At 62.0% G+C, this 24,756-nt stretch carries 27 protein-coding genes, 2 tRNA genes, 1 rRNA gene and 1 other RNA gene; 9 read left to right on the forward strand and 22 right to left on the reverse strand.

Annotation, left to right across the window (positions count from 1 at the left end; translation table 11 throughout):
- Positions 1–17: 17 nt before the first annotated feature.
- The 11 genes from DVK00_RS12125 to DVK00_RS12175 all read right to left on the reverse strand — a co-directional run bounded on the left by DVK00_RS12125 (position 18) and on the right by DVK00_RS12175 (position 11,727).
- Complete coding sequence (locus tag DVK00_RS12125; RefSeq protein WP_101349038.1) at positions 18–782, reverse strand: SDR family oxidoreductase; 765 nt, start codon at positions 780–782, stop codon at positions 18–20.
- Between the two features lie 158 nt (positions 783–940).
- Complete coding sequence (cbiG, locus tag DVK00_RS12130; RefSeq protein WP_121577766.1) at positions 941–1,912, reverse strand: cobalt-precorrin 5A hydrolase; 972 nt, start codon at positions 1,910–1,912, stop codon at positions 941–943.
- Positions 1,912–2,790, reverse strand: coding sequence for a cobalt-precorrin-4/precorrin-4 C(11)-methyltransferase (locus DVK00_RS12135; protein WP_101349036.1), 879 nt, complete (start codon positions 2,788–2,790; stop codon positions 1,912–1,914). Before DVK00_RS12135 ends, cbiG begins: the two co-directional genes overlap by 1 nt.
- Positions 2,783–3,580: a cobalt-factor II C(20)-methyltransferase gene (locus DVK00_RS12140; protein WP_121577767.1), complete on the reverse strand. Its 798-nt coding sequence runs from the start codon at positions 3,578–3,580 to the stop codon at positions 2,783–2,785. Before DVK00_RS12140 ends, DVK00_RS12135 begins: the two co-directional genes overlap by 8 nt.
- Positions 3,577–4,185, reverse strand: coding sequence for a precorrin-6Y C5,15-methyltransferase (decarboxylating) subunit CbiT (gene cbiT, locus DVK00_RS12145; RefSeq protein ID WP_101349034.1), 609 nt, complete (start codon positions 4,183–4,185; stop codon positions 3,577–3,579). The genes DVK00_RS12140 and cbiT overlap by 4 nt, the downstream gene beginning before the upstream one ends.
- Before the next feature lie 102 nt (positions 4,186–4,287).
- Positions 4,288–5,862 carry an ATP-binding protein gene (locus DVK00_RS12150; protein WP_233560789.1) on the reverse strand — a complete coding sequence of 525 codons (1,575 nt, stop codon included), beginning with the start codon at positions 5,860–5,862 and terminating at the stop codon, positions 4,288–4,290.
- Between the two features lie 67 nt (positions 5,863–5,929).
- A complete protein-coding gene (uvrB, locus tag DVK00_RS12155; RefSeq protein ID WP_101349033.1) occupies positions 5,930–7,990 on the reverse strand; it encodes an excinuclease ABC subunit UvrB in 2,061 nt (686 codons plus the stop codon).
- Between the two features lie 49 nt (positions 7,991–8,039).
- A complete protein-coding gene (locus DVK00_RS12160) occupies positions 8,040–8,654 on the reverse strand; it encodes a rubrerythrin family protein (protein WP_121536191.1) in 615 nt (204 codons plus the stop codon).
- Positions 8,655–8,715: 61 nt separating this feature from the next.
- Positions 8,716–9,141: RNase P RNA component (gene rnpB / locus DVK00_RS12165), an RNA gene on the reverse strand.
- A 388-nt stretch (positions 9,142–9,529) separates the two neighbouring features.
- Entirely contained in the window at positions 9,530–11,293 is a 1,764-nt protein-coding gene (locus DVK00_RS12170) for a nitrite/sulfite reductase (protein WP_101349031.1), read from the reverse strand.
- A gap of 92 nt (positions 11,294–11,385) precedes the next feature.
- A complete protein-coding gene (locus DVK00_RS12175) occupies positions 11,386–11,727 on the reverse strand; it encodes a hypothetical protein (protein ID WP_101349030.1) in 342 nt (113 codons plus the stop codon).
- Between the two features lie 271 nt (positions 11,728–11,998).
- Here DVK00_RS12175 and DVK00_RS21740 point away from each other — a divergent pair, with 271 nt between their 5' ends.
- The 4 genes from DVK00_RS21740 to DVK00_RS12190 all read left to right on the forward strand — a co-directional run bounded on the left by DVK00_RS21740 (position 11,999) and on the right by DVK00_RS12190 (position 13,521).
- The gene (locus tag DVK00_RS21740) at positions 11,999–12,145 is read left to right on the forward strand and encodes a hypothetical protein (protein WP_008311379.1); all 147 of its coding nucleotides are present in this window, start codon (positions 11,999–12,001) and stop codon (positions 12,143–12,145) included.
- A gap of 120 nt (positions 12,146–12,265) precedes the next feature.
- On the forward strand, positions 12,266–12,943 hold the full coding sequence (locus tag DVK00_RS12180; protein WP_121577768.1) for a hypothetical protein: 678 nt from the start codon (positions 12,266–12,268) through the stop codon (positions 12,941–12,943).
- Between the two features lie 34 nt (positions 12,944–12,977).
- Positions 12,978–13,051, forward strand: a tRNA-Lys gene (locus DVK00_RS12185).
- A 242-nt stretch (positions 13,052–13,293) separates the two neighbouring features.
- Positions 13,294–13,521: a hypothetical protein gene (locus tag DVK00_RS12190; RefSeq protein WP_121513730.1), complete on the forward strand. Its 228-nt coding sequence runs from the start codon at positions 13,294–13,296 to the stop codon at positions 13,519–13,521.
- 37 nt (positions 13,522–13,558) lie between these two features.
- On the opposite strand, the gene DVK00_RS12195 is transcribed toward DVK00_RS12190, so the two are convergent.
- The 4 genes from DVK00_RS12195 to DVK00_RS12210 form a co-directional block, all read right to left on the reverse strand.
- The gene (locus tag DVK00_RS12195) at positions 13,559–14,425 is read right to left on the reverse strand and encodes a hypothetical protein (protein WP_121513731.1); all 867 of its coding nucleotides are present in this window, start codon (positions 14,423–14,425) and stop codon (positions 13,559–13,561) included.
- 109 nt (positions 14,426–14,534) lie between these two features.
- Positions 14,535–14,867, reverse strand: coding sequence for a hypothetical protein (locus DVK00_RS12200; protein ID WP_121577769.1), 333 nt, complete (start codon positions 14,865–14,867; stop codon positions 14,535–14,537).
- 60 nt (positions 14,868–14,927) lie between these two features.
- Positions 14,928–15,107 (reverse strand): hypothetical protein, encoded by a 180-nt coding sequence (locus DVK00_RS12205; protein ID WP_004518239.1) that lies wholly within the window; start codon positions 15,105–15,107, stop codon positions 14,928–14,930.
- A 111-nt stretch (positions 15,108–15,218) separates the two neighbouring features.
- Positions 15,219–15,527: a hypothetical protein gene (locus DVK00_RS12210; RefSeq protein WP_121513733.1), complete on the reverse strand. Its 309-nt coding sequence runs from the start codon at positions 15,525–15,527 to the stop codon at positions 15,219–15,221.
- 79 nt (positions 15,528–15,606) lie between these two features.
- Between DVK00_RS12210 and DVK00_RS12215 the strand changes: the two genes are divergently transcribed.
- Both DVK00_RS12215 and DVK00_RS12220 read left to right on the forward strand, forming a co-directional pair.
- The gene (locus DVK00_RS12215; protein ID WP_101349024.1) at positions 15,607–16,020 is read left to right on the forward strand and encodes a hypothetical protein; all 414 of its coding nucleotides are present in this window, start codon (positions 15,607–15,609) and stop codon (positions 16,018–16,020) included.
- A gap of 163 nt (positions 16,021–16,183) precedes the next feature.
- Complete coding sequence (locus DVK00_RS12220) at positions 16,184–17,329, forward strand: signal peptidase I (RefSeq protein WP_121536187.1); 1,146 nt, start codon at positions 16,184–16,186, stop codon at positions 17,327–17,329.
- An 8-nt stretch (positions 17,330–17,337) separates the two neighbouring features.
- On the opposite strand, the gene DVK00_RS12225 is transcribed toward DVK00_RS12220, so the two are convergent.
- From DVK00_RS12225 to DVK00_RS12235, 3 genes are all read right to left on the reverse strand, one after another.
- Entirely contained in the window at positions 17,338–18,477 is a 1,140-nt protein-coding gene (locus DVK00_RS12225) for a LamG domain-containing protein (RefSeq protein WP_101349022.1), read from the reverse strand.
- The gene (locus DVK00_RS12230) at positions 18,474–19,034 is read right to left on the reverse strand and encodes a hypothetical protein (RefSeq protein WP_101349021.1); all 561 of its coding nucleotides are present in this window, start codon (positions 19,032–19,034) and stop codon (positions 18,474–18,476) included. Before DVK00_RS12230 ends, DVK00_RS12225 begins: the two co-directional genes overlap by 4 nt.
- Before the next feature lie 158 nt (positions 19,035–19,192).
- Positions 19,193–19,819: a hypothetical protein gene (locus tag DVK00_RS12235; protein WP_198560210.1), complete on the reverse strand. Its 627-nt coding sequence runs from the start codon at positions 19,817–19,819 to the stop codon at positions 19,193–19,195.
- Positions 19,820–19,982: 163 nt separating this feature from the next.
- On the opposite strand from DVK00_RS12235, the gene DVK00_RS12240 reads away from it, so the two are divergent.
- Both DVK00_RS12240 and DVK00_RS12245 read left to right on the forward strand, forming a co-directional pair.
- The gene (locus tag DVK00_RS12240; RefSeq protein WP_199722457.1) at positions 19,983–20,510 is read left to right on the forward strand and encodes a hypothetical protein; all 528 of its coding nucleotides are present in this window, start codon (positions 19,983–19,985) and stop codon (positions 20,508–20,510) included.
- 92 nt (positions 20,511–20,602) lie between these two features.
- Entirely contained in the window at positions 20,603–21,781 is a 1,179-nt protein-coding gene (locus tag DVK00_RS12245) for a hypothetical protein (RefSeq protein ID WP_121577771.1), read from the forward strand.
- Positions 21,782–21,790: 9 nt separating this feature from the next.
- Here the strand turns inward: DVK00_RS12245 and DVK00_RS22275 are convergent, their stop codons facing one another.
- Positions 21,791–22,993 (reverse strand): DUF5305 domain-containing protein, encoded by a 1,203-nt coding sequence (locus DVK00_RS22275; RefSeq protein ID WP_342764775.1) that lies wholly within the window; start codon positions 22,991–22,993, stop codon positions 21,791–21,793.
- 499 nt (positions 22,994–23,492) lie between these two features.
- Here DVK00_RS22275 and DVK00_RS21745 point away from each other — a divergent pair, with 499 nt between their 5' ends.
- The gene (locus DVK00_RS21745) at positions 23,493–23,954 is read left to right on the forward strand and encodes a hypothetical protein (protein ID WP_198560208.1); all 462 of its coding nucleotides are present in this window, start codon (positions 23,493–23,495) and stop codon (positions 23,952–23,954) included.
- Positions 23,955–24,106: 152 nt separating this feature from the next.
- Here DVK00_RS21745 and DVK00_RS12260 read toward each other — a convergent pair.
- The 3 genes from DVK00_RS12260 to rrf all read right to left on the reverse strand — a co-directional run bounded on the left by DVK00_RS12260 (position 24,107) and on the right by rrf (position 24,706).
- Positions 24,107–24,182 (reverse strand) — tRNA-Cys (locus DVK00_RS12260).
- A gap of 46 nt (positions 24,183–24,228) precedes the next feature.
- Positions 24,229–24,480: a hypothetical protein gene (locus DVK00_RS12265; protein ID WP_101351387.1), complete on the reverse strand. Its 252-nt coding sequence runs from the start codon at positions 24,478–24,480 to the stop codon at positions 24,229–24,231.
- 103 nt (positions 24,481–24,583) lie between these two features.
- Positions 24,584–24,706, reverse strand: a 5S ribosomal RNA gene (rrf, locus tag DVK00_RS12270).
- Positions 24,707–24,756: the final 50 nt, after the last annotated feature.

Here is a 24,756-nt window from a genome sequence, read left to right on the forward strand (position 1 = left end):
GTTCGATACCCCCGCGGTCAGGTGTTCGACAGCCCTCCGTCGACGACGAGGCTCTCGCCGTTGACGTAGGAGGCCATATCGCTGGCAAGGAACGTCGCCACGTCGGCGATCTCTTCGGGTTCGCCGAAGCGACCTGAGGGGATGAGTTCCTTCAGCATCATCTTCGTCGTGTCGTCGATGCGCTCGTCCTCGAACATCTGGGTCTTGCTGTAGCCCGGGTGGATAGCGTTGACTCGGATGTCGTAGTTACTCAGACGATCCGCGAGTGCGTAGGTAAACAGTCGGACCGCGCCCTTCGAAGTACAGTAGTTGACCAGCAGGCCGGTGCCGCGGATGCCGCCGGAGCTGGACATATTGATGACAGTGCCGCCGCCGTTCTCCCGCATCGCCTCGGTCGCGACCTGCGCGCCGAAGAACACGCCTTTCGTGTTCACGTCCATCAGCCGGTCGTAGTCCTCCTCCGTGGTCTCGTAGAAGTCCGCTATCTCGGAGATACCGGCGTTGTTGACCATGATGTCGATACCGCCCAGCTCCTCGGCCGCAGCGACGGCTACCTCCAGATCGTCGGGGTTCGTCACGTCACATTCGACGAAGTGCGCTTCGCGGTCGGTCTCAGCGTTGACCAGTTCGTGTGTCGGTCCGCCGCCCTCACGGGGTGCCTCCTGCAGGTCCGCGACAATGATGTCAGCACCGTGCTCCGCGTACCGTCGGCAGATGGCCCGGCCGAACCCGCTCGCGCCGCCCGTGACGACCGCCGTCTTGTCTTCGAGTAGTGTTGTCATGCGCCATTTATCACCACAGGTGCACATAATAAATAAGTTGAGAGTTGTACGGAGACAGGAACTCGGAACAGTCGTACAGTCGCCGCCAGAGATAGTTCAGCAGTCGCTCGGCGACGGAAAATCGGAACTAAAAACCAATTCTCGGAAGGGAAGGGACTCTATTCCCCGATAGCGACGGTCACGGCCTCGTCGTAGCGGGTCTTCTCGGCCAGCAGGTCGTGGTCGCGACCGGCGGCGATAGCCGACGCCTCGGCGATGCCCGGCCAGCCGATGAGTTCCTTCGACCGGGAGGGCGTCGGTCCCTCGAACTCCTCCAGAGTCTCCTTCTCGAAGGCGATGACGCCCAGCCCCCACTCTTCGGCAGCGGCGAGCATGCCTTCCTCGTCGGCTTTCCGGGTGCCCGTTGCGACGAACTCCACGTCCCCGCGGTCGAGGTCGGCCTCGTTCAGCGCCTGTTCCCAGGCTGCGTGGAACTGCTCGACATCAGCGCCGGCGACGCTGCCACAGCCGAGCACGACGCCGTCGTCTTTGTTGCGCTTCAGGACAGTCACGTCGTCGTCGACCAGCACGGCCTTCGGCCCGTCGAGGCGCTCGACGGGGCCGAGTTCGTCGTCCAGCACGGCGAGGTTCGTCGCAACGGTCGAGTCGCCGTTGACGACGTGGGCATCGAGCGCTTTCGCCTGCTTCTCGACGCCCTGCTTGTCGGCAGCCTCGCTTGCGGTCGTCATCGCCGGCACCGCGCCCATGCTTGCGAGGTCGTCGGCGACCTGATTTGCGCCGTGGTGGCCGCCGGTGATGGGGATGGCCCAGGTGAGTTCCTCGTCGACCACACAGATTGCGGGGTCGTCCCACTTGTCGTCGAGCAGATGTGCGGTCTTACGCATCGCGATACCGCTCGCCATCAGGCCGATGAAGCAGTCGTACTCGCCCCAGTGCTCCTCGAAGACGTCGCCGTGGTATTCGAGGATGTCGATAGACTCGTAGCGGTCGCCGATGCCGTCGACGATATCTTCGGCGGTGTCCATCTTCCGCTCGAAGGCGACGATGGCGATGTCTTCGGCTACTTCGCCGTCTGAATCGGGTGCTTTGCAACTGTTCGAACTGGATTCGTTGTCTGTGTCAGTGCTCATCAGTCGTCAGCCTCCTGTGAATCCGCATCGCTCCCCCGGTTGGCCCAGTCGCCGTAGAGGAAGGAGCGCTCGTAGTCCTCGCCGCCGACAGCATCCCCAATAACGACCATCGCCGAGGCGCGATAGCCGGCGTCTTCCAGTTTCTCGCCGATGGTCTCGATGGTCCCCTCGATGACGTCCTCGTCGGGCCAGGATGCGTGGTAGATAGCCGCTACCGGGGTTTCGGGGTCGTGGCCGTCTTCGAGCAGGCGGTCCATGGTCTCGCTGACGGCGTGGGTCCCCAGATAGATGCACGTCGTCACGTCGCCCATGCCGACGAACTCAGAGATGTGGTCCTCGTCTTCGTCCAGCGTCTTGCCCTGCGGGCGAGTGAAGGCGACGTGGTTGGCGACCTCGTTCAGCGTCAACTGCGTGCGCATCGTTGCGCTGGCGGCAAAGGCAGAGGTGACACCGGGGACGATGTAGGTCGGAACGCCCTCGTGTTCCAGTGCGTCCATCTGCTCCAGCGCGGCCCCGTAGATGGCGGGATCGCCGCTGTGGAGGCGAACGACGGTGTCGCCGGCCTCGTAGGCGTCCCGCATCAGCGGAATCAGCTCCTCCAAGTCCTTGCCGATAGAGGAGACCGTCTCGGCGTCGTCGCAGTACTCCTCCAGCAGTTCGCTGTTGACGAGCGAGCCGGCGTGGACCACGAGGTCGGCGTCGGCCAGCAGTTCGCGGCCGGCGACGGTCAACAATCGAGGGTTGCCCGGGCCGGCCCCGACGAAGGGGATGCCCTCCTGCTCGTCGCCGGCACTGTACTCGTACACGCGGTCGTCTCGGTTCCCGGCGACGGAGTCAATCGCCGTCTGTGGGTCCGTCTCACCAGTCTCGTCAGTCATGCTGCACCTCGTCGCCGCAAAGGGCGGCTTCAGAGCGCTCCTGTCGCACTACCGCCTCAGACCCGTTTTCGCCGCCGTCGGTCACGACCCCGCTCTCGTCGGCCGCTTCGAGGAAGGCGTCGGTCGCCTGCTCGACGCGGGTCTCGGGCTTCTCGGCGTAGGCCAGCGTGTAGTAGTCTCGCTCGTCGATGTCGGTCGGGTCGTCGGTGACGACCGTCTCGCCCTGTTCCATGAACAGCCGGCGGCCGTAGACCACGTCGTAGCCGGCCTCGACCAGCCCCTCGTGGGTGGCCGGCGCGTCGGTCACCTTGAACAGAATCATCCGGTCGGGGCCGGTCGGGGACGCGCCGCGGTCGGCCTCTCGCAGGGCCAGGCTGGAGCCGGCGGTGATTTCGACGCCCAGCGCCGTCGCAAACGCCGACATGGCGCTGACGCCGGGCACCACTTCGAGGTCGACCTCGGGGTGGAAGGCGGCGAGGGTCCGCCGGAGGTGGCCGAACGTCGAGTAGACGTTCGGGTCCCCCAGCGTGACGAAGGCGGCGTCGCCATCGCGGGCCGTCGGCGCGATCTCGGCGGCGGCGTCCTTCCAAGCCGCCCGGAGCTTCTCCTCGTCGCGTGTCATCGGGAAGTCGAGGTCGCCGATGCGCTCCTCGGGGACGTGCTCGGTCGCGACCGACCGCGAGAGCCGCCCCGGCGAGTACACCACGTCGGCCGATTCGAGCGCGCGCTTGCCCCGGACCGTCACGAGGTCCGGCTGGCCGGGGCCGAGACCGATGCCGTAGAGGGTCATCGCGCCCCTCCGTCGGCCGTCTCGGCGTCACTCGGTCCGCCTGCGCCGTCAGCGGCCACGTCCTCGCTGGCGCTGCCGACGAGCATATACACGGGGTTCTCCGAGTCGAAGCTCGTCGCGCCGGCGAGTTCGTAGCCGTGGCTCACCTGGAACTGGACGACCTCCTCTAAGATGTCGCGCTCGCGGAAGGCCTCCGTCGCCGCGCCGGCGACTTCGAGCCGCGAGACGTTCATCACGATTCGATCGACGCCGGTCTCGACCGCGTGGTCGAGGACGGCCTCGTAGTTGCGCGACCCGCCCAGGAAGAGGGCGTCGGCGTCGTCGGGCAGCCCCTCCGGGGCCTCTGCCTCGCGGAGTTCGACGTCGGCGTCGACGTCGTTGGCGGCGAGGTTCTTGCGAGTCACGTCGAGTCGATTCCCCTTGCGTTCGAGCGCAGTGACCCGCCCGGCCCGGCGCGCCGCCGTGATGGTGACGGCACCGGTACAGGAACCGACCTCCGCGAAGTGGTCGGACCCGGTGAGAGCGAGTTTGCTGGCGAGGACGGCCCGGACCTCCGGTTTGGTGGGACCGGCCTTCGCATCGTGTGGGAGCGAGACGCGGGACATCACGCTATACAACTACAGTAGCGCGTAAAACAATTTTGGTTGTATTAGTCCAAATGCAGATGATAGCAGGGTTCGGCGACTGGCGTTGGTCGCGTCCGCGGGTCAGGGAGGCCAGACACGGCAGCCGTAGCGGTAGAGCGCGGCCAGGGACCCGCCCCAGAGGAGGTGAGACAGGAGTGCCGTCGCGGTGAGATTCGGGAGGCTCGCCTCGATACCAACAAGTGAGAGCCACACCGGCATGACGATCCCGGCTGCCACGAGCCAGAGCGTGACCGACCAGCCGAGGGCGACCCCGTAGTATCGGCGTCTGTCGGAGAAATGGTCCGGCACGGTTCTGACCAGTGCGGCGTACACCAGTCCGAAGACGACGCTGTGGAAGCCGTGGGTGACCCACCCGACCAGTGGGTTCTGGACGCCGTACAGCGCTCCGATGACGGGGACACCACCGGAGAGGGCCTGCATCGGGACGCCCATGACGACGGCGGCGACGAGCGACGCTCCGACGGCGAGGCCCAGACGGCGCGGTGAGAGTTCCAGCACCTCGTCGGATGTGGCCCTCACGACGCCCTCCTCGACCGAAACGCGCGGCAGCGTCAGCGTGACTGTCGTTCCGCCGTCCGTAACGGTCGCCGCCGTCTGCCCGCCGTAGCTCCGGACGAGCAAGCGAACGAGGTCCAGCCCGAAGCCAGTCGAGCGGTCCTCGTAGGAGCCGATTTCGCCGCGGTCCAGCAGGTCGAGTTGCCGCTCAGGTAGCCCCGGTCCGTCGTCGCTGACGCTGATGGTGACAGTGTCCTCGGCAGCAGTGACCACAACCTCAACGTGGGGCGTGTCGCTGTCATTGTAGACAACCGCGTTCTCGACCAGATGCGCGACGAGGCTATCGAGCATCGTGTTACCCTGCACTCGAAGGTCCGGCGGTACGTCGGCCTGAAGGTCGTAGTCGGCCGACGGGTGCGTCTCCCGGACTGTGTCGACGCCGGACTCGACACAGGGGACAACAGGCACGGCATCCAGCGACAGGTCGGCTCCGCCGTGGGTGATGTGTTTCATGTTCTCGACGACCTGCTGGACGCCGGCCGACCGGTCGTCGATGACCGGCAGGACGTCGGCCGTGCCGACACCGTTTCGCGACTCCGCAATCTCGACCCGGCCCCGGATGACCGTCAGCGCGTTCAGCACCCGGTCACGCAGGATGCGGTTGACCAGGTCCAGCCTGGCGGCCTGCTGTTCGAGTTCGTGTCGCTGCCGGTTCGACCGACCGGCGTAGACGCCGGTGAGCGCCCCGCCGACGCCGCCACCGATGAGGAAGTTTGAGAGATACGTCCGGCTCCCTCCGGCGGACAGCGGCCCCATGCCGCCGTTTCCGACCAGCGTCACCAGAACGAGGACGAACATCGCGCCAGTGCCAGCGAGACACCACAGCGTGACCGTCCGCACGAAGGCGCGTTCGAACTCGCCGACGGCAAGGGCGACACCGAATGCAGACAGCCCCAGACCGAGCATCAGCGGCAACACACCGCCGAAGACGAACGCCACCGGGCCGTCGCTGACCGCCAGCGTGACCGTGAATCGGGTCAGAAAAAAACCGATGCCAGCGACGACGAGTCCGGACGGCGAGATGCCGCCGCCCAGAGAACGGATAGAGTCGAGCATGGCCTCTTCCGACGGGACAGTCATCGAGATACGTACCATTTCACTTCAGGGTACAAACCGGTTCCCCAGATGAGCGGTCCGAACCGGACCGTCAGAACTCCGGCCCGGGTGCCGGCACGCCGTCGCTGTCGTCGCCGCCGTCGAGATCGAACTCTTCGCGCAGCTCGCGGATGCGGTCTCTGATGTCCGCGGCCAGTTCGAACTCCAGATTGTCCGCGGCTTCCTGCATTCGCTCCTCCAGTTGTTCGATCTGGCGGGCGGCCTCGTCGGCGTCGCTTGCCCCGTCACCGGAGATACCGCCGGTATCGGTCTTGCTCCCCGGCAGGTTCGTCTCGCCGACCTCCTTCTCGATGGTGGTCGGCTCGAAGCCGTGTTCCTCGTTGTACTGCTGCTGGATGCGGCGGCGGCGCTGGGTCTCCTCGATGGCCGACTGCATGGCGTTGCTCTGCTCGTCGGCGTACAGCACCACTTCGCCGTTGACGTTTCTAGCTGCGCGCCCCATCGTCTGGACGAGCGTCGTCTCCGAGCGGAGAAAGCCCTCCTGGTCGGCGTCGAGGATAGCGACGAGGGAGACCTCTGGGATGTCCAGGCCCTCCCGCAGGAGATTGATGCCGACCAGCACGTCGATGTCGCCAAGCCGGAGCGACCGGATGAGTTCGTGCCGTTCCAGCGTGTCCGTTTCGTCGTGCATGTAGGCCACGTCGACGCCGGACTCCTCCAGGTACTCCGTGAGGTCCTCGGCCATCCGCTTTGTCAGCGTCGTCACCAGCACCCGCTCGTCGCGCTCGACGCGCTCGTCGATGCGTTCGAGCAGGTCCTCAACCTGCCCCGTCGCGGAGGCGATTTCGACGGCCGGGTCGACGAGGTGAGTCGGGCGGACGATCTGTTCGACGACCTGGTCGCTGTGGTCGCGCTCGTAATCGCCGGGCGTGGCGGAGACGTACAGCGTCTGGTCGGTCTTCTCCTCGAACTCCTCGAAGGTGAGCGGACGGTTGTCGAAGGCCGTCGGCAGGCGGAAGCCGTTCTCGACGAGGCTCTCCTTGCGGCTCTTGTCGCCCTCGAACTGGCCGCGAATCTGCGGGAGCGTCTGGTGGGACTCGTCGATGACGGTGAGGAAGTCGTCGGGGAAGTAATCCAGCAGGGTGTAGGGAGCCTCGCCCGTCTCGCGGTCCGAGAGGTGGACCGAGTAGTTCTCGATGCCCGAACAGTAGCCCGTCTCTTGCATCATCTCGATGTCGAAGGTGGTCCGCTCCTCGATACGCTGGGCGGCGACGTGGTCGCCCTGGCGCTCGAAGTAGCGGATGCGCTGGTCCAGCAGTTCCTCAATCTCCTCGATAGCCCGCTGGAGTCGCTGTTCAGGAATCGAGTAGTGCTCCGCCGGGTGAATCAGCGCAGCCGGCTCCTCGCTTTTGACCTCGCCTTCCAGCGGGTCGACCTTCAGCATCCGGTCTATCTCGTCGCCCCAGAACTCCACCCGCAGGGCGTAGCGGCCGTACATCGGGTAGATTTCGAGCGTGTCCCCGCGCACGCGGAAGGTTCCCTGCGTGAAGTCCACGTCGTTGCGCTCGTAGTTCAGGTCGACCAGGCGACCGAGGAGGTCGTCGCGCTCGATTTCCTGCCCGACCTCCAGCGAGAGGGACATGTCGATGTAGTTGCGCGGGTCACCGAGGCCGTAGATGGCCGACACCGACGCAACGACGATCACGTCGTCGCGGGTCAACAGCGAACGCGTCGCCGAGTGGCGCAGGCGGTCGATTTCGTCGTTAATGGAGGCATCCTTATCGATGAACGTGTCCGTCTGTTCGACGTAGGCCTCGGGCTGGTAGTAGTCGTAGTAAGAGACGAAGTACTCGACGGCGTTGTCCGGGAACAGCTCTCGGAACTCCTCGTACAGTTGGGCCGCGAGGGTCTTGTTGTGGGCGATGACCAGCGTGGGCTGTTGGATCTCCTCGACGACCCAGGAGACGGTGTTGGTCTTCCCGGAACCGGTCACACCGAGCAAGGTCTGTCGGTCCATTCCCTGCCGGAAGCCCGACGCGAGCTGTTCGATGGCCTCGGGCTGGTCGCCCGCAGGGTCGAACGGGGCATCGACACGAAACTCGCGGTCGACATCTGGTCGGTCGATAGAGAGTGGGCCGCCGGTGTCGCTCATTACCCACATATCGGGCTGGATAGACTTGAGCCGCGTGGTTCGTAAAGAGTTAGCAGACCGGCTTCGGATTCACGCCGAGGTCTTCAAGTGTCTCGAAGTACTCGTCGTAGGCCGTCGAAATAACGTCGATAGCGGCCGCCTCCGCGGCGTCCCAGTCGTCGTCGCTCTCACAGACTGCGTCGAGTAGGTCGGCAGCGTCCTCGCGGAGGTCCACCACGTCGCTGCCAGCGCTACGGAACGTACTCGCAGTCTGTGGGTCCGCCTGCCCGGTAAAGAAACCGGTGTACTGCTCTTTGACTTTCTTGTCGACGAGCGACCAGCCGACGAACCCGCCCAGGCGCTGGACGGTCCCATCGAGGTCGTCGAGTACGTCGTGCATCGCCGGTGTCCGGTCGACCGGTTCGGCATCAGTGCTGTCACCGCGCTCGGCCGTCTCGTCCGCCGCGTCGGCAAACAGCGCGGCCGCGTCGTCGTCGGCGTCGTCGTCGCTCCAAGCGTCGAAGGTTGCGTGCGCCGCCTGCTCACGGGCGGCCGCCGCCGCCAGTACCACGTCCGGGTCCATCTCGCCGCGGGTGTCGGCATAGAGCGTCTTCGAGGAGCCCAGTCGGGAGAGTTCCGTCTGCTGGTCGTCACGGACGGCGTCGATGAGGTCGGCTGCAGTCATACTCCAGCATGTGGCCGGCGCGGGCTTGTAACCATCGGACCCGCCGCTACCGAGGTAGTGTGGCTGCGGGGAGTAAGCCCCCTTCTGTTCGGGCCAGCATTCGGCTGAGCGGCCACGTCCAGCGCTTGCGCGCAGCGTCGGACTACCTGTCGACGCGGCCTTGCACCGGTGAGGTTTCGCCGTTCCATCGGTCCGTCGCCGGAAGCGTGGGGCGTCAGAGACGGCCCACGGAATGCGCCCCGGAGTCACCGGGTCGCAACTGCCCTCGGTGGGTTACCTCTCCCTCGCTTTGGCGGCGTGCCGCACCGTCTGGTGGGGCACGAGTCGCCTCGCTCGGGATTCGCACACCTCATCGGTCCGGCGACGACGTGTCGTTGCTGTTCCAGAGCCGACGGTCTCCCGCCCCGGGCTTGCGCCCGGTCACCTGTCCGACAGGTGGGGGGACTTTCCTCATGGCTTGCGCCACGGGAGCCGGCCTCCCGCTGCCACCAATGGGTACGCCAGTGCCGTGAATAAGACTTACCAACGACCTTTTTTCGCCGGGGCATCGCGCTCGCCGGTGGTGAGCGCTCAACCCCGGGGAAAAAACGTCGATGAAAAAAGCGCGAATCGCGCCGCGATTCGCGTGAAACCGCTCGCTTCGCTCGCGGTATGCTTACCGACAGCGGCCACTAAATTTGTGTATTCTGCTCAGGCACGCCTGCCCTTCCCCGTCTTCGTGAGCGAAGCGAACGAAGGCTCGTCAGAGCACAGCTCTGACGGCGGGTCGCGCAACGGAGCGCGCTCCCGGCCACAGGAAGCGACAGAGAGCAATCAAAACGTGGACAGCCACGCGGTTCCGCGAGAAGCGAGGCGCGAATGCCCAGTAGTACGTCTTAGTCGTCAGACGGCAGGGGCTCGCCGGAGCCGTCAGTCGGCGCGGGCGAGGCCTGCATGTCGTCGTCCTCGGCGTAGGGGTACCACGTCATCTTCGTGTTGTGCATGTACGGGTCGTCGTAGTCCGTCTCTTCGGGTTCGACCATCTCGGCCAGCGTCTCCTCGTCGCGGTCCGCGACGAAGTCGCGGAACGTCTCGCCGCCCTCGCGGGCGTCCTTGAAGTTGTTGACGAGGTTCTTGATAGCGCCGGGCACCTCGTCGGCGGGGACGCGCATCTCCACCCAGTCGGCGAAGCGCGGGTCGTCGCCGAGGCCGCCGCCGAGGCCGATGTCGAGGGCCTCGACCGGTTCGCCGTCCTTGCGGGTCTTCATGCCGCGCAGGGACACGTCGGCTATCTGGGGCTGGGCACAGGAGGCCGTACAGCCCGAGAGATGGATATGGAAGTCCTTGTGGTCATCGGGGAGTTCGACGTTGTCCTTGAGCCAGCGGGCGTAGCGAACTTGGCGGTTCTTCGTCTCGACGATAGAGAGCGAGCAGTACTCCGTGCCCGTGCAGGCGATGGAGCCGCGCATGAACGGCGACGGGTCCGGGGAGTAGTGTTCGAGCAGGGGTTCGCTGGTGAACTCGTCGAGGTTCTCCTCGGGCACGTCGGTGACGATGATGTTCTGGCGCTGGGTCAGACGGACCTCGCCGGAGCCGTACTCGTCGGCGAGTTCGGCGAGTTCGAGCACGTCGTCGGCACCCATGCGGCCGACCAGCACGTTCAGGCCGACGTAGTAGTTGCCGTCCTTCTGCTCGTGAATCCCGACGTGGTCGTTGTGCCCGTCCTGGGACCCGGTGTTGTAGCTGTACTGGTCGCGCATGTCCTCGCCGGCGGTCGGGAGTTCGAAGTCGACGTACTCCTCCTGCAGGACCGAGCGCATCTTCTCGGGACCCCACTCGTCCATGAGGAACTTGATGCGGGCGTTGAAGCGGTCCTCACGGTCGCCGTGGTCGCGGAAGAGCGCGGACATGCCGTGGGCCACGTCCGCGGCCTGCTCTGGCGGCACCCATACGTCGATATCGCGGGCGAGGCGCGGCTCCTTGCGGGAGAGGCCGCCGCCGATACGGACGTTGAAACCGAGTTCGCCGTCCTTTTCTGCGGGCTCGAAAGCGAGGTCGTTGATGTCGCCCTGGCCACAGCCCTCGTCACAGCCGGCGATGGCGACCTTCCACTTGCGCGGGAGGTTCGAGTAGTCGTCGTTGCCCTTGAACGTCTCGTGGAGGTCCTCGGCGACGGGCCAGGCGTCGACGTGCTCGTGCTTGTCCTTGCCGGCGACCGGGCAGCCGACGATGTTGCGCCAGGAGTCACCGCAGGCCTGCTGTGTGCCGAGGCCGACGGCTTCGAGCTTCTCGAAGATCTCCGGAATGTCCTCCAGTTTGATCCAGTGGAGCTGGATGCTCTGGCGGGTCGTCCAGTCGCAGTAGGCCTCGCCGAACTCGGGGTTGTCGGCGGGACCGGTCGCGTACTCTTTCGCGATTTCGCCGATGACCTCCAGTTGTCCCGGCTTGATGACGCCGTTGGGCGTCCCGATACGCATCATGAAATACGACTCCTGCCCGGAGCGCTGGTGGTACAGGCCCCACCACTTGAAGCGCTCGAACCAGGCGTCGTGTTCGTCCTCCGGGATGGCGTCCCAGCCCTTCTCCGCGAACTCCATCAGATGCTCCCGTATCTCGTTGCCGTAAACCTCGTCTTTCCATTTCTCGACTTTACTGGGCATAGCTAATGTGTTCTCTCACAAGTCTCACAGACTTATACAACACACTTTGCCGTCAACCGTCTCCCCCACTCCCCGAAACAAGAGATTGTTGCCTATTCTTCAGGGTTCGCAAGCCGGGTTCGTTTCTCCGGAAAATGGATGCTCTCGTGGACAACACCGTAGAACTCGCCGGAATCGGGATCTACGACGCGGCCGACGGTCAACCAGTCGGTAACGCCGCTTTCACCGCAGGCGATGCACTGGCCGGCTATTCGTGCCTGGATGTCCGGGTAATCAACGCCCACTTCCACGAACCCCTCAGCGAGTAAATCCGTCGTCTCACACCCGCAGAAGCCGCTTCGAGCCAGCAGCCACAGGTCCGAGACGTTCACTTCCCGCGAGTCGTTGACGGAGATCCAGGCCCCGTCGTCGAGCTGGTGAACGTCAGTCGTCATTACATCTCATTAGATTCCCGAGACACCTGAGGACATCGGCGGTCGCAAGTATCACCGCGGTCGGGTCGAATCCGTCGCAGTCATGCGGTAACTGCATCAAATATAATGGCCCACTATTTCTTGGGTTCTGTACGAGATGGGACTAAATGTTGCCTGTAAGTCGCAGTGCGGGCCAAGCTTACAGGAGAGTCCGTGTTTAAGATAATGGGGGCGTTATGGAGGAGTACGACACCACGTGGCGGCCACGTAGGTCGCTGCTGTGACTGAAACGATGACGAACGCACAACAGACCCACGACGATGACGCCGAACGCGAAGAGCCGACCACAGACCACCTCGATAACGTCGAGGACGGCTGCGGTTGCACAGAAATCTGGGAGCACATGAGCGAAGAGCGCGAGAGCGCATCTGACGACTGATACAGACTGGGCACTGATTGCGCCGACACCGGGTCGGTGACATCCGGGAATTACTTACAATAGCCTGCATGACACCCCTGTACGGGATACTTTTGTGCGGCGCTCCCCAAACACGTATCGATGCCTGAGGGGCCCGACAACGACGTTCCATCGACCGACCGCGAATCACCGGTCGGTAAACCGGTCATCCGCGGTGACCCGGCACTCACCGGCCAGCGACCCGAGGAGGCAATCGAGTTCGATCCCGACGACCCCGAGAGTCTCGAACTCGCGGCCAGAACAGTCGAGAAGTTCTCCGAGAACACCGCCGGCGCCGACGACAACGTGTTCATTCTACGAGGCGCGGCCGCGTGTGCAGCCCTGGTCCGTGGTGAAGGGTCCTACAAGGCCGCTGCCGAGCGGGCCGGTGGCGAGGCGTCGGTCTCGTTCATCCGCAAGTGGTCCCGGGTGCACGATCTCCCGCGCTCCGTGCGCATTCACGTCGCCAAGGGAGAGATTGCGCCGACGGCGGCCAAGCACATCGCCAGAGTCTCCGGCGAATCCCGCCTCCTGCTGGCGTGGGCCGCCCTCGACCACGACCTCACTGTCCGCCAGATCCGCTCCGTTGCCAGCAGCGTCAACGACGGCGCGTCCGTAGACGCGGCACTCGCCAGAAACGGATACGCGCTGGGTGAGATGCGGACACAACTCGGCCGCGACGCCTACTGTCGACTCCGCCGGCAGGCCGCACTCGACGGGGCGTCCCCAGGTGAGGTCATGAGTAAAGCTATCGAATCGTACTTCGACGACGGACCGTAAGGTCTTAATCGCCGCTCCCCCGAGCGAATAGCGAGGGCCGGTAGCTCAGTTAGGCAGAGCGTCTGGCTTTTAACCAGATGGTCGGGGGTTCAACTCCCTCCCGGCCCGTCACCCTATGAACGACAGTGAATAGTGGTAGCGCTACGGAGGGCGTTGAACCCTGCCAGTCGCGCGCAACGAAGTGAGCACGTCTGGCTCCGGTTCAACCACCTCCCGGCCCGCACAGTGAGCCGCTGAGCAACGCGAGTCGGTTCAACTCCCTCCCAACACGCTGTTCTATGGACAAGCGGCGCGGCAGTGTATACTTCGAGACCGGTTCATTTACCACCCAGACAGCGAATGGCATCAGTATGGACGGAACGACCGGTACGGTTCAACGCGTACTCACGCAGCCGTTGCGCCCGCTAGGTGTCACTGTCGGTGTATTGCTCGTCGTCGCGACGCTCGCGGCGGTCGCCGGCACACCCTGGCAGACGCACGCCTCAATGGCAGCGGCGATTGTACAGATGGTCGCGGCGGGCCTGATGGGTGTGATCGGAGTCGGTCTGGCGTACATCACCTGGGCAGCCGACGCGTAAGTCAGTCGTTGAAAAAAGCCGGAAACAGACGTCGTTGTTATCCGCGGACGGGCATATACGCCATTCCCAACATCAGCACGGCCGCGATGCCCGAGAGGATCGAGACGCCCCAGATACCGTTCTTGCGCTCGTGGAAGTAGTCCTGCTTGTCAAGCGTCGCCTGGTACTGGTCGTACTGCTGAATCGGGACGATCTGGACGGTGCTGTGGTCCGGGAAGTGGGCGAAGAACTGCTGCTCGTTCAGCGTGACGTTTCCACCCTCCGAAAGTTCGACTGTGTTCTCACGCGGGGCGAACCATTCGAGCGTTGCACCGTCGGCGGTCACTTCAGAGATAGTGGTCTCCTGGGTACCGCTGTCGGTCGCGTACGGGTAGGTATCACCGACGGAGAACGTCACTGTCTCCGGCTCAGGGAGCCATTCACTCAGTGGGACCTGCGTGTTGTTCGACCGGTAGACCACGTACTCAGTTCCGTTCTGGGTTGCCAGCGTGTTCTTGACCGAGGCGTCCTCGGCGAGGAGCGCACTGACGTTGAGTTCCTCTTCGAGAGTCACCGTACTCTCGTTGCTGTCAGTGTGTACGCGGTAGGTGTCGTTCTGATACGTCGTCGTGGCGTTGTGCTCTAACGTCGCAGTGTACTGTGACGATTCGTTCGTCCACGAGAGGTCAGCTGCCATACTGCCCCCGCCACCGCCGCCGTGGCCGCCACCGCCACCGGACATGTGGATGTTCGTGGCTGTGTATTCCGTTCCGTCGACAGTGAACGTACTCTCGTTGGTCAGTTCGGCGTCAGCGTCGAGCGACACCGTCGGCCGCTGACTCTCCGCGACGCCGATGTAGGCGTACGCAGCAACACTGATAACGAGGAAGAACGCGAAGTACGCCGCCGCGGCTCGTCGTTGCATATCAGGACGGTCAGTCGCCGCGCCGTTTAATGATTACTTTTCGAGCGCATTGGTACGTGGGGAACACAGACTCTCGCTCCGGAACGACGGTGCCGATGTATCACACCGATCAGGCTGTATCGGACTCCCCCGCGAGAACGTCGTAGCTGTCAAGCGTCCCTGCCATCGGCGGCGCATCCGGGTCGTCTTTCCGCTGCGTACCGTAGTTCAGCCACACGCCGCTCGTGTAACTGTACATCTCGAAGCCAACGTCGGTCTCGACGATGATGTCGATGGCTGCGTCCTCGGGAGCATTATCGAGAACGATAGCTGACCGAACGTCGTTGTCGTGGTGCATCACCCAGACCGCAGCAGCACCGTCAATGTCGTCCAGCAGGGCACTGGCTTCCGCCGGTGAGAAGGGGCGGTGAGGCCAGCTGTCGACGGGGTCTGGCTCATCCATACTGGGGAAACGGACCGGAACGGCATCGGTGTTCCCCCATTGCACAGAGGCGTCCGACTATCAGTCAGCGAAGTAGCTAGTGAAAAAGCCGGACAGAAACGACGAAACAGCGACGGCCATGGCCATATCAGTCAGGCTCCAGGGCGCGTCTTCGTCATCAGCCAGCCAGACAGTGATAGCGACGCTCACCACCAGCGAGACGATTCCGTTGAGGAGATGCTTGCTCTTGAGCAGACTCATACGGCCCACTGTTGGTGTGGGATTGGTATAGAGATTACCCCCAAGCGGTGTTTGCTGACTGACACGGGGGCACCGAGTTAGCCACACAGACCGGGTCCAGCACTGTGACAGCTAGCCGTCACAGCAAACCGTGTACCGAACGTCGGCCCGGACAAGAGACACAACCTTCTCGACTGCGTTATCGATGGTCTCGAACTGCCCGAACTTGCTCACAACCGCACCGTCCGCGCGCAACACGACTGTCAACCGGTATCCGTCCGGCCCATCGCGCTGTTCGAACACGAACTCGCGGTCGGGTAGTCGAGCGATGACTGGGTTGTCAGTCGTGACCGTCCACGACACGCTATCATCGAGTGTGCGCGCCAGTGCCGTTTCGAGTCGGCGGGCGAGTTTTGCCACTGGTTCGTCCCGCGCGTCCATACAGGACGGTCGAGGTGCAGACGTATAAGCCGTTGTGACACGACACAACGTTCAAACGGCCCAGACCCGTACAGTTGGTGTGACTCAGTCGCTTCTCGTCTACGACGGCAGTACCGACCTGTTCCGGCGCGCTGCCGAGACGGTAACCCGCTGTGCCACGGACATCACGCCGGTCCCCTGGGAATCCGACGCCATTCAGGCGTTCCTCCAAGCGCAGTTCGACGACCCACCGTTCGCGTTCATTTTGATCGAAGGCGAGTCCGTCCACGTCGGCGAAGCGGCTGTGAAGGAAGCGCTGGAAGGACTCGATGTCGCGGCCCCCGTCGCTCGGTTGGCCGAGCAGGTGTATCCCACCGCCGCCGCGCCGTTCGGGCGTCTCATCCACGGCCAGGTCCCGGCCGATATCCACGGCACCTTTCCACTGGACACGGCAGCAAAAGCACACATCGAGCCACTTCGGCAGGTCCACACGATCCCTGTCGAAAGGGAGTAATCGAGACGGGAGTAGTCCAACCCCTGCCGCGCGGTCAACAGACGGCAGCGCGTTGCGTCCAGAGACAGCACGCACGGTTTCGAACCGTACCGATAACTGGTCGACACACCGCGACTCCTCCGCTGTTCGGAGGGTTGAAAACCTGTGGCCGGTTACTACAGGTATGCTGCGGCAGGCCGTCGAGGACGCGTTCACCCTGCTTGCTGTCCTCGTCGTTCTCTCCCTCGTTATCGGACAACTCCTCGGACAGCCGATCCTGCTGGGGTACGTGACATCGGGAAGTATGTCGCCGACGCTGAATACGGGTGACGCGTTTGTCGCCGTTCCTGCACCCGTCGCTGGCGAGATTGAGCCGGGAGACGTTATTGTGTTCGAAGCGGTCGAGCTACAGGGCGGCGGACTGACCACACACCGGGTCGTCGCGGAGACCGAAGCGGGGTACATCACGAAAGGGGACAACAACCCGTTCAGAGACCAGAGCGGCGGCGAGCCGGTCGTCACTGACGACCGAGTCGTCGCGACAGCACTACAGGTCAACGGACAGGTCGTCCGGCTCCCCGGCCTCGGGACCGCAATCAGCTCCGCTCGAACGGCGGCGGAAAGTGGATTGGTATTGGTTGGCGGTGCAAGCAACAGCGACCTGACGAGCGGGCAGGGACTCAGTGGACTGTTCATCTCTATCGGGCTCGGGCTGTTTTTACTCGTCTTCGTTGACAGCTTCCGGGCCAGTGAAGGGCGAACCAGAGACCGAACTCGGTCGCGCGATGGGGACGCGATCAACGGCTGGACGATCATACTCGCACTGGCAGTGTTGATTCTCGTGCCGGCAAACGCCGCGATGGTCGCTCCGAGCGGCACACATAGCGTCACCATCGATAGTGCGAGCGAAGAGGTCACACCGGGCGAGCCTGTCGAAAGCGAATTCACTGCGGAAAACGGCGGCCTGGTGACGATGCTCATCGTCCTCGAATCCCCACACCCGGACGCAACGATGGACCGTAACCGGCTTGTCGTCCAGCGCGGCGGGTCGGCGACGGCAACGCTGTCGGTGACTGCCCCGCCGCCCGGCGAACGGGCAGTCGTGACCGTTGAAGAGCATCGCTACTTCCTGCTAGCACCGCCGGGCGTCATCGCAGGGCTGCACAGAGTCCACCCGCTGGTGGCCATCGGAGCGTTCAATTTCCTGGTTCTCGGAAGCCTTGCAGCGGCAGTTGGGGCGACATTCGGGTTCGGAACGACGCGCAAGCGAAGCCGGGACCGGTCGGTTCCGCTGAAGCGGCAGATACGTCGCCTGCTCGGACGTGAGTGATGGCAAGTTTAGCTGGTGATGTCGCCGCCACCACCGCCTGCACTTGCCGTGCTTGAGCTGTAGAGTGTGCTCACCTGGTCGGCAGTGAGTGCGGCGTCGTATATTTTAGGCTCGTCCATGGCGCCGTTGAATCCGTAGATAGCGTTCCCACCGGGGTTGATGCCGGTCCCGATTCGAAGCGGTTGCGTGGACGCCTGCGCATCGGGGAGTGAAAACGTCTGCCCCTTTTGAGTCCCATTGACGTACACCTTGTCCTGTGAACCGTGGGTCCAGACGACGTGTGCCCACTGGTTCTCCGTCAGTGAGACACCCGTGAGCTTGTATTCGTCGGTGGTTTCAATGAGCAGTTCTCTGTCGTCAGAGCCCTGCCAACCGCCACCGAAGCCGAACTGATAGCTATTCTCGTTACGGGAGTTCCATTTGCTGAACAATCGCGTGAGGCCGCCCTGGGTTCGCGGGAATACCCAGGCGGAGAGCGAGAAGTCGTCGGTCAAGTCAAGCGTCTCGTCGTCGGGAACGGTAACAGCATCGTCACCATCAAAATTCAGCACTTCGCCGCGACCCAGTTGTGATGTTACTAGGTCAGGTTCGAAAAGGAAGTCGGACCCTCTGCCGGGACGAAACGCACGCTCACCATCGTTGCCGGCAGCCCACGAATCCGGGACAACCGTTCTGCTAACGTCTTCGAAGCGCCACCACGACACTCTGGGATCGCGACACTCGACTGAAAGCGACCGGCTCAGTTCGACACGCCTGTCGGGACCGGTCGCAGTGATATCGAGGGCGACAGTCGTCGTCCCTTCTGAATCACAGGAAAGCGTCGTTGTGACATCGCCGCTCTCGCCCGGCAGAAGCCTGTTCGGTGTCTGGACGGTCTCGAACGGCGGAGCCGGGCCGGGACTGGCGCTAACACTCGTGAGCTGCTGGTCGAAGTTGTTTGTGAGTGTTGCCAGTATCACCTGCTGGCCGTCCATTCCACTGACTGGGTCGATGTCGACACCAAGCAGCGCATCGCTGTCACTGGCCGTCCCCAGGTTACTGGACCGCTCTGCGTCAATGGTAGTGACACCTGATGTGTCGGCCGCAAGCAGGCCTGCACCGCTGGCGATGAACGCGAGTGCACTGCGCCGGGTCCACTTTTTACTCATTCCAGCAGCTCCGGCGGCTTATCCGCCGCGCCGAGTTGCAGCCGGCGAGTCTCCTTGACGTGGTACGCCGCAGAGACCAGGAATAGCAGCGTAATCACTGTCGGCCACACGAGCGACGGAACCGACGGTGGGAAGACACCGACCCAGACAGCGACGACGAGCGCTAACGAGACAGCGGCGAGTCCGAGATAGTACTCCGCCCACGGTATCGAATCCCCCGGCACAACGTCGAGGTACACATCAAGGCCGTCAGCAGTGTCGGTCAGCGTTACGGTGCCGTTGTCGTGCGTGATGACGCCCGCGCGTTCAAGCGTCGGGAGATGTGTCTGTTGCATCGACGTGTACACGCGGTGTCGCTCCGTGGACGTGATCTCCTGAATGCACTTGTCGTTTTCCCACGCAGCGACCTGCTCGGCAAGGTCAGAGAGTTCAGCACGCTCGTTCTCTTGTTTTATTGCGTGCAAAGCGTACCGACGTCGTTGGTTGCTTAGTATATCGTATACGTCATCGCGCGATAGCTGTCGCTCTTCTGGTCGGCTAACCCCCACCTGTCCCATATCTCTGCTTATACTGTACTACTTGATAGATTTTTTGTTCGTATTTGATTCTAAATGGTAAGTAAATGGTTTTCCACGGTAGACAGCCACCGTCAGGGACAGGCGTCTGGCGGCGGCAGGGCGTGGTGAAGGGAAAGATTCGACCTGCAGGGCAGGCGTTACGCTTCAGTGATTGTGATCGTCAGATCTTCAGTTTCTGTGGCGCTGTCGCCCGTTTCGAGAGTCGCAGAGAGATCGGAAACCGAGCCAGCAGACACGTCTTGATTGTAGGAATCCGTACTACCGCCAATTCCGGTAAGGAGACCGCTCCCAGTATCCAGATCGACGTTAAAGTTCGTTCCGCTTCCGTCGTCGTTGTTGACTAGTTTGAAGAACCCGCTCGAGTAGTCGTACGTGCTGTTTGGCATCAGTCGCTCGTCGGTTCCACTGTCCTCGTAGCCAAAGACAACAGACACATCGTTTGCGATGAGGCTTACGTAGTCGGTCGAAACAGTCGTGCCGCCGTCGGTAGTTAGGGAGTCAGAGCTCGTCGGAAACAGGGTCGTGGCATCGGTAACAAGAGTGCCGTCGCTATTCCGAAGCGCGACCTCAGCGGCGGACGCGTCGACAAGCACGTCGGTAAATTCGGTTGCGATCTCAGAGCCGTTGCCGTCAGCACCGACGACATTGACTTCGACTTCACGCGTTGCGCTGACATTGCTAAATGCACCAGAGCCGAACGCCGCGCCGGATCCGATACCGACTGTCCCGATGAGACCGAGTACGCTTCTACGGTTCAGTTTCATGTTCAGTTCATTCGTCGAGAGGTTACTACTTACTATTTTGTTGCATTAGCCCGGCTAAAGCACTCATTGAAGCTGCTAACGCTGTTCAGTACTAAGCCGCTATGCCGTGAACTACGCTTCAATGAATCGGCGTGGCTTTCTCCTTAGTATTGGTGCAGCCAGTGTGGGGACTGGTGCGGTGTTTGGCTCCGGTGCGTTCACTTCTATCGAAGCAGACCGGAACGTCAATCTGCAAGTCACCGGCGATACCGGGTCAGCACAGGTGGGGTTTAGCCCGGGGAGCGGTGCCACAGGCATCATCGGAACAGACTCAGGTGAATCGGTTGACATCATCAAGTTTGAACAGACGGACCTCAACGAACGAGCGAAGACCACCTTCGAGAACGCCCTGCAGGTCGACAACAACAGTGCGTCGAAGGTCAGTCTCTACATCGATGATAGCACCACTGGCATTGGGGACGACCCCACAAACGGTGAGGTTCTGGACTTCCGCGCGGGCAGCACTGATGCATCGATTGTCGGTTCAGCGCAGGCCATCACGCTCGACCCCGACGGGGGGAGTTCAGACGGGGGTTATAGCGACACCGTGGAGATAGACATCGTTGTCGACCTCCGAGATGACGGTGTTGATGGCAGTAACCTCAGTAGTATCAGCGATGTGACCTTCATCGTCGAGGCGGTCCAACAGTAAGTGAAACCCGAGTCCGACGCTGACTGTCGACCAACAGGTCCAGATACAGGCCCACACGAAGACACGACGTAGCCGGGACAACACAACCACCTATGAATCGCACACTCGTCGCCGTCATGGCAGCGGTCGTCCTTTTGACAGGGACCGCTATGGCGACGGGTGCTTTCATCACCGGCGACGAAGTGGCACCCGACCGGAACTCCGGCATCTATCTGGCTCCCGCTGACACTGCAAACGGGGACCAGTACGCCGAATACGACGAGACGGGACAGCTACGTATCAGTCTCGCACCGGTGCTCCCGAACGGTCAGACCCGTGTCGACGACCTGTTTGTCGTTGGCTTTGCGGGCTACGAGGGAAATAGTAGTGCTGCTGCCGTCGAGCTGGACAGCGAGCCGGAAACAGTTCGGATATATCGGATGGACACTGGCGCACGGGTCGCCGGTGATACTGTCTCGTTACAGCCAGACGAATCAGTGCGCTTTGGGCTGGCAGTGACACCAGCAGAACGCAACTTCACTGGAACAGTATCTATCACCGTCCCTGTTCCCGAACAGCAGTCAACCGAAGGCGACGAGAGCACCAGCGGGGGTGGTGGCGGTATCTCACCCGGTGGCGACGGAGGCGGCGGGACGCAGGACGGAAGCGATTCCGCAACGCCGACGCCAACGCCAGGGGACGATAGCTCGACGAACGGGGCCGCAGGCGAGGACGGGAACGAGTCCGAAACGCCCGCTGACGGAGGAGGCGATGGCAGCGGTACTGGCGTCGGGACACCGACCGAGACACCCGCCGATAGCGACAGAGAGACCGAAACCGTGGCCGGCGGTGGCGCCGAGCCCGCGCCGTCGAAACCCGAAAACCAACAGCCGGCCGAGCCGAGCGGATTCGCACCCGATTTCGACCCTGCATTCGGAATTAACTGGGGATTGTGGGCGTTCATCGCTGGCCTTCTCGCCGTAGTGACGAATTACCTCGTGCAAACGCGATATCATGATGTCCTCCCGGTACTCCAGACACAACCGAGTGACCGCCGGCACCGGTTCCGCCACGTCGCTGTCCGTGAAGCGGCGATAGGTTTCGCCGGAATCGTGCTTACGGTGCTTGTCGTCTCAGCGGTTTCGAGCGCTGGCTTCGGCCCAGTCCCGCAACTAGTTGCCGCGCTCGCGTTCTCCGCTGCAGCCGGCACGGTGACCGGGTATCGATTGCTCCCAAAGCTCGATGCACCGCCCGGGCCGAACGCCACTGACAGCAGCACGGAAAAGCAATAAAATACTCACTCAGTCCGACGATTCAGCGCCACTATCTCCGGCAGTGACAGCAGCCCCGGGCTCTGGCGGAGGTTCGTACCGGAACAGTCGGTCGCCTGTGTACACGATAAGAGTAGAATCACTATCCGACTCGATGATACGTTCGTCGGTGTCGATGGCGATATCTACGAGACCGACAAGCGAATCAACGGAAGTGGTCCAGATATCGTCGTCGACTGGATCAGCCCGGCCGACGGTTATCCACTCGTCGTACTCCTCGCGGGCAGACCTGTATACGAGCCACCGGCACTCGGCATCAGTCAGTGTGAGATAGTCGGTCATGCGCCCGTAGACGAGAGCAGCAGCACAACCAAGGCCACCAAAGAGGAGTGCTGGGCCACCGAGCATCCAGAGCGGTCCGTAGCTCTTCTCGACCTGTGTTTCGACAGTTTGGTCACCGCCGTTCGTCACCGGGCCGGCGTTTGCAACATGATAACTGCTCTGGCTCGGAATAATCTGGAGTCGGTACGTGCGAGCTGTGTCGACCGACCGCCCGTTACGTGTTCCCGAGAGAGCAAGCTCAGAAATCACCGCGATCTCCAGTCGGCCGGGTGTCTGGCCGTGCTCCGAATCGATACGCCGAACAGTTTCAGCTGCGCGACTGACATTCAGCGAGAACGGGACTGCCATACGCTCGTCCGTAGCCAACGAGCGCTCGGTGTCTTGTGTCAGTGGGCGTTTTACCTCCCAGTAAACGAGCTCGCCGTTTTGCGTCGATTCGACGGATCGATACTGGACGAATATGTCAGCCGAGGCGGTGAGGTCGCTTTCGTTACTAGCGCTGTATGTGTATGCAAACACGCCGTCCAATACAGGAGCGACCTTTCGGAGGTACACGGGCTGGTCTTCGAGCACTTCACCCTCGGGAAACGCTGAGGTACCGTTGCGAACTGTCGCGTTATGCGAGAACGATCCAGACGATTGCCACGACGATACCTGTCGCGTGGTTGTCTCCGTTCCTGGAGCAACATGCCCCGTATACGTGAGATATCCGCCAGCCGCAGCGATGGCAACCAGACAAATCAGTAGCAATTCGTAGTTGTCGACGACTGTCCGTCGTGTTTCCCGTCCCAACAACCCCATTGCAACTGTAATACTGGTGCCGACAAATAAGAGTTGATACCAGGTCAGCAGTGCTATCTGTGATTCTACAACACCACCGATCAGAGACATAACTGGTGGATACGTCCGATACTACCACAGAATCAAGTCTGATATCCGTAGCCGAGTGCTTATTTAAATAACACGGGTATACACTGATATCAATACGACTACCGACAAGCGGACGAGAAAATCGGTACGACAAGCCGTTTCTGAGCAGGTACGGCTCTTCGATATTGCCCTTCTACTTTCATTTCCACTACTTCTGTGGCTCGGATACAGCCTTCCACTGAACATCAGTGAGTCGCTCGTTTTTGATTATAGAAATCCCACACTGCTCGCAGCGGTTACGTCTGCGTTCGTTCATTTCGAGTTCGGACACCTGATTACGAACGTCGGGTTGTACGTCCTCTTGATTCCAGTACTGTATGTCCTATGCGTCCTGAGCGGTCGTCAGCAGCAGTTCCGAGTGTTTGCCTTCACGACCTTCGTTGCGTTTCCTCCTGTTCTTTCGTATCTGAATCTCGCGATTGCCAGGTCTTCTGTAACATTCGGTGCCTCAGGAGTCATCATGGTCTTTGCCGGCTACCTCCCACTGGCAGTGAGTGAGTACGTTGACACGAACTTCGATATCGGTCCAGTCAGCGTGTTCGCGCCAACTTTATTCTTTGCAAGTTTGGGGTTTATTGCAGTGTTGGGTCTCCAGTCCGTGCTCCTTCAGAACCCAACAGTACTGCTGGGCACCGCCGGTCTGGTTTTAGCGGCGGTGCTCAGTACAGTATTGTATGGCCTTTCGGTGTACGATCAGACCGACAATACACGGACGAAGATCAAATCTGCAATGCGGGCAACCGGGTACACCGACCTGCTGTTACTCACTGTTTTGCTACTTTTCGTTGTTCCAATTATCGCGTTCCCCGCTAGCCCACAGGTTGATAGCGGTGTGTTAAATCTGTATGAGCACTTCCTCGGCTACGCACTGGGGTTCATGACTCCCTATATTGCCAGGACACAGTTTCCGGGGCTATACTAACTACCGTCTCCCAAAGGTTATTCCAGATGAGCCAGTGGTCACATTAGTCTGTTCTGCCCTGCGCACAAAGTGATCTCAGGTGACTTTGTGGCGTCAGCAAGCGAGTCCATCCAGATTGTCTACTTGGGTCTCCGACGTGTCAAGAAGTCAAAAGCCAAGGGCCGGATTTGAACCGGCGATGGGCGGCTCTGCAGGCCGCTGCGTTAGGCCAGACTCTGCCACCTTGGCGCAAATAGAAGTACTCAATTCGTTCGTTTAAGGGTAGCGGATTCGATCAGCCCTCGCCCCCTGACTGGCCCGGTTCGCCGACTCCCTCAGCCGGGATAGAGTTATAGATCGACGATTGTGCTTCGTCGGGAGAGTCGAACTGCTCGTCTTCGACCCGATCCAGTACCGCAGCTAACGGTTCGGTACCGTCTGCGTACACGAGCCGTACATCCTCAAACTCCTGCCGCGCAGTTGCGACCGAGAGCGGGTACGTCGCCGTCTCGAGAAGTGCTTCATTCAGTTTGACTTCGCGACTCATACAGTACACACTCGGGGCGATTGTGTAGTTACCTACTGCTTATAAATACAGAAAGCCCACCCGGGAGAGATGTCTCTCCCGGGTGGGCTGTGTAAGGTATGAATGGTGGCGGCGAACCGGATTTCCCAGAGGCTCGCGCACTCCAGTACTCCCCGGAACGCTGGCGGGCTTATCTTCCGTGTTCGGGATGGGTACGGGAGGCAACCCCGCCGCTGTGGCCGCCTAACGCCGAGTCGCGGAATCGAACCGCGAGGATACCGGTCTCGGTCGGTCTCC

Origin of the sequence: Haloarcula sp. Atlit-47R (assembly GCF_003665985.1) — an archaeon.
Lineage (GTDB): Archaea > Halobacteriota > Halobacteria > Halobacteriales > Haloarculaceae > Haloarcula > Haloarcula taiwanensis.

Excerpts from the sequence above, each read along its gene's own strand:
- DVK00_RS12220 (WP_121536187.1), top strand. The coding sequence starts at position 16,184 with ATGCTGCGGCAGGCCGTCGAGGACGCGTTCACCCTGCTTGCTGTCCTC.
- DVK00_RS21745 (WP_198560208.1), top strand. The coding sequence starts at position 23,493 with ATGGTCTTTGCCGGCTACCTCCCACTGGCAGTGAGTGAGTACGTTGAC.
- DVK00_RS22275 (WP_342764775.1), bottom strand. The coding sequence starts at position 22,993 with ATGTCTCTGATCGGTGGTGTTGTAGAATCACAGATAGCACTGCTGACC.
- cbiT (WP_101349034.1), bottom strand. The coding sequence starts at position 4,185 with ATGTCCCGCGTCTCGCTCCCACACGATGCGAAGGCCGGTCCCACCAAA.
- DVK00_RS12245 (WP_121577771.1), top strand. The coding sequence starts at position 20,603 with ATGAATCGCACACTCGTCGCCGTCATGGCAGCGGTCGTCCTTTTGACA.
- DVK00_RS12125 (WP_101349038.1), bottom strand. The coding sequence starts at position 782 with ATGACAACACTACTCGAAGACAAGACGGCGGTCGTCACGGGCGGCGCG.
- DVK00_RS12200 (WP_121577769.1), bottom strand. The coding sequence starts at position 14,867 with ATGGATGAGCCAGACCCCGTCGACAGCTGGCCTCACCGCCCCTTCTCA.
- DVK00_RS12195 (WP_121513731.1), bottom strand. The coding sequence starts at position 14,425 with ATGCAACGACGAGCCGCGGCGGCGTACTTCGCGTTCTTCCTCGTTATC.
- DVK00_RS12175 (WP_101349030.1), bottom strand. The coding sequence starts at position 11,727 with ATGACGACTGACGTTCACCAGCTCGACGACGGGGCCTGGATCTCCGTC.
- DVK00_RS12230 (WP_101349021.1), bottom strand. The coding sequence starts at position 19,034 with ATGGGACAGGTGGGGGTTAGCCGACCAGAAGAGCGACAGCTATCGCGC.
- DVK00_RS12180 (WP_121577768.1), top strand. The coding sequence starts at position 12,266 with ATGCCTGAGGGGCCCGACAACGACGTTCCATCGACCGACCGCGAATCA.
- DVK00_RS12135 (WP_101349036.1), bottom strand. The coding sequence starts at position 2,790 with ATGACTGACGAGACTGGTGAGACGGACCCACAGACGGCGATTGACTCC.
- DVK00_RS21740 (WP_008311379.1), top strand. The coding sequence starts at position 11,999 with ATGACGAACGCACAACAGACCCACGACGATGACGCCGAACGCGAAGAG.
- DVK00_RS12205 (WP_004518239.1), bottom strand. The coding sequence starts at position 15,107 with ATGAGTCTGCTCAAGAGCAAGCATCTCCTCAACGGAATCGTCTCGCTG.
- DVK00_RS12160 (WP_121536191.1), bottom strand. The coding sequence starts at position 8,654 with ATGACTGCAGCCGACCTCATCGACGCCGTCCGTGACGACCAGCAGACG.
- DVK00_RS12190 (WP_121513730.1), top strand. The coding sequence starts at position 13,294 with ATGGACGGAACGACCGGTACGGTTCAACGCGTACTCACGCAGCCGTTG.
- DVK00_RS12140 (WP_121577767.1), bottom strand. The coding sequence starts at position 3,580 with ATGACCCTCTACGGCATCGGTCTCGGCCCCGGCCAGCCGGACCTCGTG.
- DVK00_RS12225 (WP_101349022.1), bottom strand. The coding sequence starts at position 18,477 with ATGAGTAAAAAGTGGACCCGGCGCAGTGCACTCGCGTTCATCGCCAGC.
- DVK00_RS12235 (WP_198560210.1), bottom strand. The coding sequence starts at position 19,819 with ATGAAACTGAACCGTAGAAGCGTACTCGGTCTCATCGGGACAGTCGGT.
- DVK00_RS12150 (WP_233560789.1), bottom strand. The coding sequence starts at position 5,862 with ATGACTGTCCCGTCGGAAGAGGCCATGCTCGACTCTATCCGTTCTCTG.
- DVK00_RS12170 (WP_101349031.1), bottom strand. The coding sequence starts at position 11,293 with ATGCCCAGTAAAGTCGAGAAATGGAAAGACGAGGTTTACGGCAACGAG.
- DVK00_RS12210 (WP_121513733.1), bottom strand. The coding sequence starts at position 15,527 with ATGGACGCGCGGGACGAACCAGTGGCAAAACTCGCCCGCCGACTCGAA.
- cbiG (WP_121577766.1), bottom strand. The coding sequence starts at position 1,912 with ATGAGCACTGACACAGACAACGAATCCAGTTCGAACAGTTGCAAAGCA.
- uvrB (WP_101349033.1), bottom strand. The coding sequence starts at position 7,990 with ATGAGCGACACCGGCGGCCCACTCTCTATCGACCGACCAGATGTCGAC.
- DVK00_RS12265 (WP_101351387.1), bottom strand. The coding sequence starts at position 24,480 with ATGAGTCGCGAAGTCAAACTGAATGAAGCACTTCTCGAGACGGCGACG.